General features: G+C 57.6%; 4 protein-coding genes. 3 read left to right on the forward strand and 1 reads right to left on the reverse strand.

Going from position 1 to position 13,329, the window contains the following annotated elements:
* Positions 1–400 precede the first annotated feature (400 nt).
* Positions 401–10,453 carry a non-ribosomal peptide synthetase gene (locus AC07Y9_RS10810; RefSeq protein WP_102690467.1) on the forward strand — a complete coding sequence of 3,351 codons (10,053 nt, stop codon included), beginning with the start codon at positions 401–403 and terminating at the stop codon, positions 10,451–10,453.
* A 65-nt stretch (positions 10,454–10,518) separates the two neighbouring features.
* On the forward strand, positions 10,519–11,226 hold the full coding sequence (locus AC07Y9_RS10815) for a 4'-phosphopantetheinyl transferase family protein (RefSeq protein WP_102679935.1): 708 nt from the start codon (positions 10,519–10,521) through the stop codon (positions 11,224–11,226).
* A gap of 105 nt (positions 11,227–11,331) precedes the next feature.
* On the opposite strand, the gene AC07Y9_RS10820 is transcribed toward AC07Y9_RS10815, so the two are convergent.
* Complete coding sequence (locus AC07Y9_RS10820; protein ID WP_007926479.1) at positions 11,332–11,598, reverse strand: hypothetical protein; 267 nt, start codon at positions 11,596–11,598, stop codon at positions 11,332–11,334.
* A gap of 351 nt (positions 11,599–11,949) precedes the next feature.
* Here AC07Y9_RS10820 and AC07Y9_RS10825 point away from each other — a divergent pair, with 351 nt between their 5' ends.
* Positions 11,950–13,275, forward strand: a complete 1,326-nt coding sequence (locus AC07Y9_RS10825; protein WP_102679934.1) for a sigma-54 dependent transcriptional regulator — start codon at positions 11,950–11,952, stop codon at positions 13,273–13,275.
* The last annotated feature ends 54 nt before the right edge of the window (positions 13,276–13,329 follow it).

The following is a 13,329-nucleotide window of genomic DNA, read 5'->3' on the forward strand; positions in this document are numbered from 1 at the left end:
AGGACCCAGTCCTTGTGTTCAGATATTGCCGTGGAGATTCTGCTTGATTCTCTTTTTTAATTAAGTTTTATCTTATGAGTGCAAAGGAAATATCTTATGGATATTGGATTTTCGTTAAATATATTATTTCGCGAGAATTCGTGAGTGCGTATCTTTCTCGATTGGTGATCATAAATACTTATTTAACTTGGAGTCTGTGCTGGTGAAAGGCAGATGAAGGGTCGGGTTGGGGCTAAGAGGAACATAATTGAATTAAGAAACAGGCACGCTTTTCGGCTTTGGCCCAAGGCAAAGGATTTTTAATCGTAGTCTTGTTTTTAGTGGCGAGAGAGTCTCTCGTTAAAATGCGACGATCAGTTTAGACGTGAAGGCTCACTCTAATAAACCTTAAGGATATCGTATGTTTTCTGCCTCGCCTTACACCAGGGTCTTCTGGGATGAATATATTATCAAGCCGCAATCATGCGAATATAACCTGGTTCTGGATCAGGATATCGAAGGTGACCTGGATTTAAATAGGCTGTGTTTGGCCGTAGAGGGTATAAGTCGAGACTATATTCTGTTTAATCATGTTCTCGATGAAAAAGATGGACAGCTTTTTTGGGTGAAAGCCGATAATCCTATAACCCTCGAGTATTTCGATTCACCCTGCGATGCCCAATCCCTGGTACGTACTCCCTTTGACCTCCGCCAAGGGCCTCTCTGTCGCTTCCATCTGATCAAGACTGGCGAACGGCGTTACAACTTTCTTGTCGTCGTACACCACGTGCTGCTGGATGGCCTGTCTGGCGACGAGTTTTATGCCTTGATATCTCAATATTACAACAAGGGCCCGCTAGGGCTCGCGCCGGCAGAGGCGTTTAGTGATCTCATCGATCTATATGCGCGCTATGAAGATGACGTTGCTCAATTGCGTGGACAGTTTGACTCGACGGGGTTCTGGCGTGACTTGTTGTCTGGTTGTCCGCGGCGTGCCGAGTTGCCCTGCATACCCTCCGGACAGAGGCAAGAGGCAGCGGGCGAAGTGCGTTTTGATGTCTCGTTCGCCGACTGGCGAGATCTGAAGGCCGGGATCAAATATGCCAATCATTTTCTAATATTCAAGACGTTGTGGGCGATCTTGATTGCCCGTCAGACGGGGCAGGAAAAAGTTTGCATCGCCTATCCTGTCGCAGCGGAAGGAGGGGAGAAAGTCTATTATGGCGGGCAGGTGAATACCGCGGTTTTTCCCTTGGCGTTACTTGCTGATTCTAACTTTTCAAGCTTGTACAAATCGACCCTCGACTATACCAAAAAACTTAAGGTCTCGGGACGGCTGCGCCACTCCAAGTTGCCGGTTCATTACATGCTCAGCGAGAGTCCGGTTGCCGAATTGAACGTCAGTTTTTCCCAGGGTTTTCTGAAGAATTTTCCGTTGACATTTGATGGTTGCCGGGCACAGGTCAATCATCGCTTCAATAACGACCTGGCAGGCACTGAATTGTTGTTGGAGTATCAGCAGTCGAAAGACGCCTTTGAGTTCAGGCTCAGGTATGACGCGAATCTATTCGACGCGGTACAAATGGCTGAACTCGCGGAGCAATACCAACATTTGCTGTGGTCGTCACTAAGCGAGCCGGATCGGCCGCTTTCCACGCTGCCATATTTATCCGAAGAGCAGGCGCAGCGTCTAGAAAATCAATCCAATAACGACAGTGAAGTGCCGCTGGAGCACGTCACGACGCTGTTCGCCGGTTTTGAGGAAAATGCCCGTCTTTACCCCACGCGGATGGCATTGGTCGACAGCCGGCAGACATTCAGTTATGGGGAGCTCGCGCAGCGTAGCAGCGGCCTGGCGCGTAGGTTGCGTGAGGAATACCTGCGTATTTGCGGCGAGGAAATGCCGGCCGATACCTTGATCCCCTTGTATGTGCAGCGGGGGGCCAACGCAGTCGTGGCCATGCTGGCAATCATGAAGGCTGGCGCGGCCTATGTGCCTTTGGACCCTTACGCCCCCGCGCAACGGCTGGCGTATATCCTGAGCGATGTGGGCAGCCCCATTGTCTTGACCGAAACGGCTCTTGAAAACTCATTGAAGGAAAGTACGGCCGATAGCTACTGCCTGCTGATTGATCGGCCGGAAGAACGAGCGTCTGGCAAAGAGCCGATACTGCTTCCCGAGGTGAGCGGCGAGCAGTTGGCTTATGTCATTTATACCTCCGGGACAACAGGGAAGCCCAAAGGCACGCTGTGCGAACATCGGGGTGCCGCGAACATGATTCTGGGTCATGGCCGCCGGCTGCTGAGTCGTGAGCAGGGTGTTCTGAACTGTCTGCAATTTGCCACCCTGGCCTTCGACGCGCATGTGTTCGAAATCTTCATCGCTCTTAACAACGGGCATCGCCTGTGTATCGCCAGCGAACCCCAGCGCCTGGATCTTGAGTTGCTCACCGCGCAGATGCACGAGTGGCAAATCAACTTCTGCTTTCTGCCGCCCGCACTGCTGGGGACCCGTCCTCTGTTGCCAGACTCTCTGCGTTGCCTTGCCGTAGGCGGGGAGTCGACTTCGCAGGATGTGCTCGATCACTATCTAGCGACGGGTTTGCAGGTTGCCAACCTGTATGGGCCCACCGAAGCCTCGGTCAGTGTGAGCATCAACCTGTATCGAAACAATGGTGCCCGCAATATTGGCCTGGGCATTGCCAATATGCGCTGCTACGTGGTGGATGAGCATTTTCACCCGCTGCCATTGGGGGTTGAAGGCGAGCTTTGCCTGGCGGGAATCGGCCTTGCCCGCGGTTATCTCAATTTGCCGGAACTGACGGCCTCGGCGTTTATCGAAAACCCCTTCAGCCAGGATCCGGACTACCGTCGGCTGTATCGCACCGGCGATCGTGTGCGGCGCCTGGCTGATGGCAGCCTGGAATACTGTGGCCGAGCGGACCAGCAGGTGAAAATTAACGGTTACCGCATCGAGTTGGGTGAGATCGAGAGTGTAATGCGTGCCGTGCCGGGAGTGGCCGAAGCACTGGTCACGGCGCGCAAGGAGCCTGCGCCGCAGCTTCAGGCCTGGTTCGTAGTCGCTTCCGGCAGCGATCTGACGGTCGAGGGGGTGTGGCGGCAGTTGAGTACCCAATTGCCGGCCCATATGGTGCCAACGGCGATGATGGCGATCCCGAGGATTCCGCTGACGGTCAGTCGAAAAGTGGATTACCGAGCGTTGCCCGAGCCGGCGATGATCGATCAGAGTGTCCCTTTCCGCGCGCCAGGCAATGAATTGGAAAGCCGGTTGCTGGCGTTGTTCAACCGCCTGCTTGGTAGCCACGCAGGCATTGACCATCACTTCTTCCGCTTGGGCGGAAACTCGATTCTGGCGATCAGGTTGTGCCATGAAATCTATAAGGCCCTTGGCATAAAAGTATCGGCGCTGACACTGAACCGGTATCCGACGGTGGCGCTGCTGAGTAAGCATCTTGCCCAGCAAGAGCGGACGCTGTCGGAACCCTCGATCGCAAGGAGCGGGCGCAGCCAGGCGCCGCTGTCTTTCCAGCAGTCGCGCTTGTGGTTTATGGAGAATCTGTCGGGTGGCGCCACGCATTACCTGTCGCCGGTGCTGTTGCAGCTGTCCGCCGATACCGACTGCGCGACCTACATCAAAAGTTTACAGGCGGTGGTGGCTCGTCATCAGGTGCTGCGGAGCCTGATTCGCCAGGATGAAACGGGCGAGGCGTATCTGCATGTCACCGAGCAGGAGCTGGCGGTACCGATCCATTCGGTGACGCAAGTGCAGTTCACTGCCTGCCTGCAACAGGCGCTGCAGCAGCCGATTGACCTGCTGCGCGATCTGCCGTTGCGGGCAGCGATCTACCGCTACCGGAATGAGGTCGGGGCAGAGATTACGGTGAGTCTCCTGGTGTTCCATCACATTGCTTTCGATGGCTGGTCAATGGACGTGCTGCTGCGGGAGTTGGCGGCGCTTTATCAATATTTCCTCGGGCAAACGGAACAAGCTCCCCCGGCGCTTGATGTGCAATATCTCGACTATGCGGTTTGGCAGCGTGAGCAGTCCGATGACCGGGCCAGTGCCGAGGCCCTGGCATTCTGGGATCAGGCGCTGGATGGCTACCAGCAGCTGGATATTGCTCCGGATTACCTTCGGCCCACGTTTTTTGATGCGCGCGGCAGTCACTGCGAGGTCCTGCTGACTGCATCCTTGGTGGCAGCACTCGAGTCGTTGGCCCGCAAGGAAGGGGTTACGCTGCATGCCGTGCTGTTGGCCGGCTTCACCCTGTTACTGGCACGTTATACCAACCAGGATGACATCGTGATCGGGACACCGTTGGCCAACCGCAGCCAGCCGGAGTTGGAAAGCCTAATCGGCTTTTTCGTCAATAGCTTGCCGCTGCGCAATCGGGTGCCTGACGAACTCTCGGTGTGCGAGTTTATCCGCCAGGTCGCGGCCAATACGGTGCAAGTGCAACAACATCAGAGCTTTCCCCTGGAGCAACTGGTGGATCGCCTGGGAGTGCCACGGGACTTTTCGCGGCATCCACTGTTTCAGGTGATGTTCGCTCTGGAAAGCACGCTGGGCACCGCTTGCCCAGATTGGCTTTCGGTGGTGGATCTGAGTGCGTATGAGCAAACGGCCAAATTCGACTTGACCCTCACGTTGACGCCCGTTGCCGGGCGGATCAATGCCCGGTTTAACTTCGCCACCGCGCTGTTCAGCCAGGACACGATCAGTCGCCTGGCCGGCTACTACGTCACGGTCTTGCAGCAGATGGTCGAGGGGGCCGAGCAGCCGCTGAGAAGCCTTGGCCTGGCGAGCGCCGCGCACATGCAGACGCAGCTTGCGATGGCTGAGGAGCGGCGTTTCGAGTATTCGTTCGAGCGTACCCTGCAGCACGATTTCATCCGTTACGCGCAGCAGCATCCGCGGGCCGTGGCGGTGATCGATGAGCTGGGTGAAATGACCTATGGCGAGCTGTATCTGGCGGCCCTGACGCTGTCTACCCAGTTGCGCTTGCAGGGCGGCATGACAGGTGAGGCGATTGCGATACTCGCGGACAAGGGACGCCTGCAGCCTGTGGCGATACTGGCGGCGCTGATGTGTGGCAAAGCCTTCCTGCCGATGGATAAAGGCTGGCCGTTGCAGCGCCGCCTGGGCGTGATGGCCCAGGCGAGCATCAATACCCTGTTGAGCAGCGAGCCATGGGAGACGTCGCAGATCAATGTCGTCGGCCTGAGCGCCACGGGGCAGGCCCTCACGCTACCACCGCCGGCGCGGCTCTTGCCTGCCGTCGATGCCGCTGCGGACAGCCTGGCCTATATCATCTTTACCTCTGGTTCTACAGGCACGCCAAAAGGCGTGGCGATCGAGCATCGCAGCGTGGTGAATATGCTCGAAGGTACCCGTCGTTATTTCGCTATCGACGCGTACGACCGCAGCCTGGCCCTCAGCGCGCTGAGTTTCGACCTGGCCATTTTTGACATCTTCAGCCCTCTTTCAGTGGGGGGCGCGGTCGTCATGCCGGCCGAGAACGATCGGGTCAACCCGCAGGCCTGGTATCAATCGATCATCAACCATCGCGTTACGGTGTGGCTGAGCGCGCCCGCGCTGCTGGAGCTGTTGCTGGACTATGTCGGCAATGCCGGACTTCTCTCCGGCCCGGTACCCGCGTTGCGCGCGGTGATGGTAGGGGGGGACTGGATTGCCACGTCATTGCCTGAACGCTGTCGGCAGTGGGCCCCGCACAGTCGTTTCTGCAGTGCCGGTGGCGCAACGGAGGCGGCGGTCTTCTCGATTCTTTATGAGGTGCCGCAGGAGCCAGTCCGGTCGGTCAGCATTCCGTATGGCAAGCCGTTGCCACACGAGCGTTTCTATGTTCTGGATGCTGAATTGCGACCGCTGCCTGTGGGGGTGAAAGGCGAGATGTATATCGCCGGTGAAGGGTTGGCGCGCGGCTATTACGCGGATGCACAGCGCACCGCCGACAGCTTCTTCTGGCATGAGCACTTGCAGGAACGCGTCTACCGTACCGGGGATGCCGGGCGTTTCCTCAGCGACGGCAACCTCGAGTTCATGGGGCGGATAGACCAGCAAGTCAAAATCAACGGTTACCGCATTGAACTGGGGGAAATCGAGAACATCACGCTGTCCTATCCCGATATAACCATGTGTTGCGTGGTATTGATTCAGCATCCGCAACCCTATCTGGCGGCCTACTTGGTCGCTACCAAGGCGGTGGACATTCAAGCGCTGAGTCAGTATCTGCGCGGTGAGTTGCCGCCATACATGCTGCCAAAGGCGTTTATCCAGCTGGACAGCATGCCGCTGACCGAGAACGGCAAGATCGCCCGAAAATCGCTGCCGCTGCCCGAGAGCGAACAACGCCCTCTGGTCGCCGCCGAGAGTGATCTGGAGCGCGAGTGCTGCCTGATCTGGGGTAGATTGTTGAAGTTGGAGCGCGTCAGCGTGGAAGACAACTTCTTCTCCCTGGGCGGCAACTCCATTCTGGCAATCCAGGCCTGTTACCAGATCAGCCGCAGGTTACGGAGGGAGGTCACCCTGGGCGAACTGGGGCAATATCCGACGATTCGCGCCTTGTGCCGTTACCTCAAGCTTAACGGCAATGAGTCCGGGCTTTTGCTGATTCCGGCGCTGCAGCGTGATACCTGGCCACTGTCGTTCTCGCAGATGCAGCTGTGGTTTATCGAGAAGCTCAACGGTGGCAGCAATCTGTACCACGTACCGATGCTGTTCCGCCTGAGCACCGAGGTCGATCTGAGCGCTTATCGCCAGAGCCTGAAGTCCATCGTTGCCCGCCATCACGTGCTGCGCAGTGTCATTTGCCAGCCGTCGGCTCTTGCCGCATTGTCGAAGTTGACCGACAACGAGTTGCGGGTGCAGCAGTTGCGGCTCGATGCCGCTGGCTGGCAACAACAGTTGCTCGGCGACATTGACCGGCCATTTGCACTCGATTCGGAAATTCCCCTCAGAGCCAGTCTCTATGAGGTCCGCCAGCCTGACGGCAGTACGATCTTGTACAGCCTGATTGTCGTGCATCACCTGGCTTTCGATGGCTGGTCACAAAACCTGTTCCTGGAGGAGTTGCGAAATCTCTATGAGTTGTACCGACGAGGTCAGCAACCGATATTGCCGGACCCGCTCCTGCAATATGGAGATTACGCTTGCTGGCAGCGTGAATACCTCGATTCAGCTCGGTTGTCAGAACTGAAAACCTTCTGGCAGCACCAACTGCAGGGCTGGCAAACGCTGGAGATGCCGCTCGATTTTGTGCGGCCGGCGCAGTTTGACCACCGCGGGGCCAACCATGGCATCGTATTGCCCGAGGCTCTGATGGCTCGGGCCGAGCAGTTCATTCGACGGGAAGGCGTCACGTCTTTTGCGCTTTTCCTGTCGGCATTCAATCTGCTGCTCAGCTGTTTCAGCGGCCAGCAGGATGTTCTGGTCGGTACGCCGGTAGCCAACCGACCGACGACGGAAACCCGATCGGTAGTGGGTTTCTTCGTCAATACCCTGCCGTTGCGCACGCAGATCAACGACGAGATGCCGTTGTCCGAGTACGTGCGCGAAGTCTTCAACTCTGTGCTTCAGGTGCAGAAGTATTCGAGCCTGCCGCTGGAGCAGTTGATCGATGCTCTGCAGGTACCACGCGATCTGTCGCGGCATCCGCTATTCCAGGTGCTGTTTGTGCTGGAGGATGACGGGCAGACCCCGAAGTTGCCTGATTGGCTGGAACCGCAAAGCCTGATGGAGCAGTACCAGGCGGCAAAGTTCGACCTGACCCTGAACATACAGAAAGAAGGTGAGCGCGTGCAGGCCGTATTCAACTACGCGACCGCGCTCTTCACTGCCCCAACCATGAGCTGCCTGTCTCGGTACTATCTGCGCATTCTTGAACAGATCGTCGGGGAGGGGCATTTGCGGATCAAGCAGCTGGAGCTGGTACCCGCTGTAGAGGTCCGGCGGCAGCGCGAAGCCTGGAAGTCCTGTCCGCCAGCCTATGATTTCGAACGGGCGATCCATCACGATTTTATCCAGCATGCCCGGCAGCAACCGCGAGCCATTGCGATTATCGACGGCCTTGGCGAACTGACCTACGGTGAGTTGTATCAGGCTGCTCTGACTCTGTCGTTGCAGCTGCGCCAGCATGTGGACATGGACGCCGAGACCATTGCGGTCATGGTCGACAAAGGTCGGGCCCAGATCATCGCGGTGCTGGCGATCGTGATGTCCGGCAAGGCTTACCTGCCACTGGACAGCTCCTGGCCGGAAGGTCGGCGGCGGGATGTTCTCAGGCAGTCGCAAACCAGGGTGGTGTTCAGCAGCAAGCCATGGAAGGAGGAGCCCGAGGCCAGGCTGCTATTGATCGATCCATACGGCGCGGTTGCCATGTTACCCGCCGCCAGTATGGGTGAACCCATGCTCCCCGACGCGTCTGAACTCGCCTATGTCATCTTTACTTCAGGTTCTACCGGTGTCCCCAAGGGCGTCGCCATTGAACATCGGGGGGCGGTGAACAGCATTGTCGACACCATTCAACAGCTCAATCTCAATGCCCTGGATCGTGGCCTGGCCCTTAGTGCTCTGAGTTTTGATATTTCGGCGTTTGATATTTTTGGCCTGCTGTCGGTGGGTGGCACCATGGTGATGCCATCGGAAGCGGAGCGTTACCAACCGGATGCCTGGCATCGTTTGATGGTGACCCATGGGGTGACGTTCTGGAACTCCGCGCCTTCGGTGATGACATTGCTGGTGGAGTACCTCGAATCCGTCCAGGCCGATGAAAATGGCTGGCCGATGCTACGTACGGCGGTATTGGTAGGGGAGGTGATTGCCAAACCGCTACCGGCGCGTATCCGCCAATGGAGCCGAGGTTGCAGGGTGGTCAGTGCCGGCGGCGCGACGGAAAGTTCCATCTGGTCGATTCTCTACGACATTCCGGATACTCCGATACTGGCGCCGAGCGTGCCTTATGGCAAAGCCATGGCGCATCAGCGCTTTTATGTACTGGACAGCCACATGCGCTTGCTGCCGCCTTGCTTGCCCGGTGAGCAGTACATCGGTGGAGCAGGCGTTGCCCGAGGCTATTTCCGCAATGAGCCGATAACCCGGGAGCGATTCATTTACCACCCTGAATTGGAGGAGCGGCTTTACCGGACCGGGGACGCGGGACGTTATCTACCTGACGGCAACCTGGAGTTCATGGGGCGCATGGACTTCCAGGTGAAAATCAATGGCTACCGGGTCGAGTTGGGGGAGGTGGAAAGCCAGGCTCTGGCCTTTGACCCGATAAAATCCTGCTGCGCCATCGTCTGCAAGGATGAAGTTCAAGAGCGTCTGGCGTTGTACTACGTCTGTGACGAGCCGCTGGTGGAGTCCGAGCTGCTGGAGTCCATGAGTCAGCGGTTACCGCTGTACATGATCCCGACCGTCTTGATACGCCTGCCGGCGCTGCCTTTCAACTCCAGCGGCAAGCTGGATCGCAAGGCGTTGCCCGCCCCCGGGCAGAGAGAGCAGAACCACTACGTTGCACCCGCCAATGGACTGGAGCAGCAATTGTGCGAGCTGTGGCAGGCCACCCTGAAGCGCGAGCAGGTCGGTATGACGGATGACTTCTTCAGGTCGGGAGGTACTTCGCTCATGGCGATCTCGGTCTGTATGAAGATGTCGGAGTTGCTGAAAACCTCGATCCCTGTCGTCAGGCTTTTCCAGTGCCGTACGTTGAGAAACCTGTTGGCGGTCACTGAAAGTGGCCTGGTGATACCGTTGAGTCCGGTAGCGAGCGACGCGCCAGTGTTGTGGATGATTCATCCGGCCCTGGTTGGGGCCGAAGTCTTCTATCCCCTCGCGCAGGAGTTCCAGGGCAGGATGAACTGTCAGGGCATCGATAATCACAACCTTTATCACCAGCCGACGATCAGCTCACTTGGGGCGCTGGCTGACCGATACCTGGATGAAATGATTGTCAATGGACTGCAGGTGGATACCGGCAGGGTGCATATCCTTGGCTGGTCGCTGGGCGGATTGATTGCCCTGGAAATTGCCGCCAAGTTGGAGCAACAGGGAGCTACCGCTGTTTCGCTCTATCTGCTCGATAGCTTCTACCAGCAGGGCACGGCGGAGATTCCGCTTGCCGCACTGCTGCCAGTGCTGGGGCTTACGGGAGCCGCCGCCGACCGTGCCCGGAGGGTCGCCGAAGTGGAGGAGCAGTTGTCGCAAGGGCAGTTGAGCGTCAAATTGCAGGCGACGACGGTCACATTGTTCAAGGCGATGCAGGCCAATCCGCAGTTGCCGGGCTCTATGATGAGGTCGCTTGTTGCTGTCGCGGATAACGGGTTGGGCGCGGCTTGCTCGCAGCTGAGCGTCGTCCCGCTTGCCTGCCATCATCACAACATTCTGGAATCCAGCGACGAGATCATCAGGGTCATTACCGGATCAATAATCTGAGAAGGAAGCTCGGCAGCGGCCATGTGGGTCGCTGCCGGTCCTGAAAAGAGCCACGGTATGACAAGATGATTGGACTTTACCCCATCGAGCTGGCAACGCATTTCATTACGGACGGCATCGGCATGGTCTGTCTCCGCCTGGACAGAAGCCGTATTGATCTGGGGCAGTTGCTGCAATATGGCGCTGAACTGCCTGTAGACATTCAACGTAGTGTGCACACGAGGAGAGTCGAGTACCTGGCGGGCCGCTATTGTGCCCGCCAAGCGCTTGGCCAGCTGGGGGCCGCTACATGGGCAGTAGGGCGCAAGGCCGATGGTGCACCCGACTGGCCCGAGGGCATTCTGGGCAGTTTGTCTCATACGGAGGAACGGGTTATTGCCTGCGTGGCGTGGCAGTCCGAATGGAGCGGGCTGGGTATCGACATCGAAAAGATCGTGGGTACAGAGATGCTCCTGTCGCTGGAACATCTGGTTTTCACCCAGGCAGATAAATTGCAGATGCAGGCATCGCACTTGAACTTACTTGAAACAGCTACGCTGATCTTCTCCGCAAAAGAGGCGTTTTATAAGTTTATCCATCCACAAACCTATGCCAGTCTGGACTTTAAGGATGTGTCTTTGCAGGCAATGGATAGTGACGGGTTTACCATCGAGCTTCATAAGGGTCTTGGCGCGTCCTGGGGAAAGGGTAGGCGGGTGCGAGGGAGTTACCTGTTCGAGTCGAACCATGTAATTACCCTCATCGCCAAGTCCAGGACTCATCCCGATAGTTAATTCTGAATGAGTCAAAATGTCGCAGGGGAATGTACTAAAAGCGCGGAGGATATAGTCAGATGAATAAGAAAGACGGATCACTGGATAGTGATCCGTCTTTTCCGTTTATTCCGGCATGGCCCAGGATTGCAGTGTGTAACCTTCCTGGCTCAGTTCGGCGCGGGCCTGTTTCAGCAGGTCTTCCAGTTGCGCCGGGTCGGAGTAGGCGCTGCTTGGAATCTGTTTGCGGCCAATACGGGTATTGGTGCGGTCGATGACGGTCAGGCTCAGTTCGCCGTTACCGTCTTGTGGGGCCCAGGCTACGCATTGGAATGGCTGGAATGCGCGGTCGGCGATCAAAAGTGCTTCGTTGATACGGAGCGGGGCGTTCATGGGGTCTTCTCTCTATGTGCCCAATCAAATGATGTGCCGTCGGTTGGGCTTACCGTTCGGCTGGTTACTTGTACTGATGTCTCGAACCAGGGATCAGGTCACATAGAAAGACCAGAATTTACAACTTTTGTTCACACCCGCGATTCAGAGCCTTCTTTTGAAAGCTGAATGAAAGATTGGCGCAGGGAATTAAACCAGGCTTTTGGATCCATGTAATGGTTAGTCCAAATGGTGATTGGCGCTATAAACAATCGATACAAGACCGCGTCAAGTTATTGCTAATGTTACAGCCAGGTTTGCCAAACTACTGTTTCTAATAACTTTTCCTCTTTTTGGCGCCAAGGAACAGTCATGCTTGAAGCGACCGCCTTACGCCGCCTTTTAGTGGTTGACCCGTGCGACGATTGCCATCGTCTGCTGCCTGGATTACGCACGGTGGGCTGGGATGTCGACAGTTGTGACCTGGAATCGGCCGTCGATCGCGGCTGTGACGTCGGCCTGCTGCGTTTGCAGGCTTTTCACCTGGAGCGACCGGAAGCGGTCAAGGACCTGATCAGCCGCAGCGGCACCGAGTGGATTGCGGTGCTCAGTCCGGACGTGCTGCGCCTGCAGAAAGTCGGCGATTTCGTTTGCGAGTGGTTTTTCGATTTCCACACCCTGCCGTTCGATGTCTCGCGCGTCCAGGTGACGCTCGGACGGGCTTTCGGCATGGCCCGCCTGCGTGGCCAGGGGCATATTCATGTCGCTCAGCCCGAGCATGAGTTGCTGGGCGACAGCCGACCGATCCGCGACTTGCGCAAGCTCTTGAGCAAGCTGGCGCCCACCGAGTCGCCGGTGCTGATTCGCGGCGAAAGCGGTACGGGCAAGGAACTGGTGGCCAGGACCCTGCACCGCCAGTCGCAGCGCCACAGCAAACCCTTCGTGGCGATCAACTGCGGGGCGATCCCCGAGCACCTGATCCAGTCCGAACTGTTCGGCCATGAGAAGGGCGCGTTCACCGGCGCCCATCAACGCAAGGTCGGGCGTATCGAGGCGGCCCATGGCGGGACCCTGTTTCTCGACGAAATCGGCGACCTGCCGCTGGAACTGCAGGCCAATCTGTTGCGCTTTTTGCAGGAAAAACACATTGAACGGGTGGGTGGCAGCCAGCCGATTCCGGTGGATGTACGGGTGCTGGCGGCGACTCACGTCGACCTCGAGGCGGCGATCGACAAGGGGCGCTTTCGCGAAGACCTGTATTACCGCCTGAATGTGTTGCAAGTGGTCACCGCGCCATTGCGTGAACGGCATGGCGATATCGGCATGCTGGCCAGCCACTTTTCTCACTTCTATAGCCAGGAAACCGGGCGCCGGCCGCGCAGTTTCAGCGAAGACGCGCTGGTGGCCATGGGCAAGCATGACTGGCCGGGCAATGTCCGCGAGCTGGCCAACCGGGTGCGGCGCGGCCTGGTACTGGCCGAGGGCCGGCAGATCGAGGCCCGGGACCTGGGCCTGCTCAGTCCGCAGGCGAGCATCGCGCCCATGGGGACGCTGGAGGACTACAAACATCGGGCCGAGCGCCAAGCCCTGTGCGATGTCTTGAGCCGGCACAGCAACAACCTGAGTGTCGCGGCCAGGGTGCTGGGCGTATCGCGCCCGACCTTCTACCGGTTGCTGCACAAGCATCAGATCCGCTAGGGCGGTGCGACGAAAAGGCCCGCGGCGAGGTGATCGCCGCGGGCCTTTTTTTGG

It is taken from the genome of Pseudomonas sp. GW456-L12 (assembly GCF_059424045.1).

Coding starts and splice junctions, on each gene's coding strand:
- AC07Y9_RS10825 (WP_102679934.1), top strand. CDS start 11,950: ATGCTTGAAGCGACCGCCTTACGCCGCCTTTTAGTGGTTGACCCGTGC.
- AC07Y9_RS10820 (WP_007926479.1), bottom strand. CDS start 11,598: ATGAACGCCCCGCTCCGTATCAACGAAGCACTTTTGATCGCCGACCGC.
- AC07Y9_RS10815 (WP_102679935.1), top strand. CDS start 10,519: ATGATTGGACTTTACCCCATCGAGCTGGCAACGCATTTCATTACGGAC.
- AC07Y9_RS10810 (WP_102690467.1), top strand. CDS start 401: ATGTTTTCTGCCTCGCCTTACACCAGGGTCTTCTGGGATGAATATATT.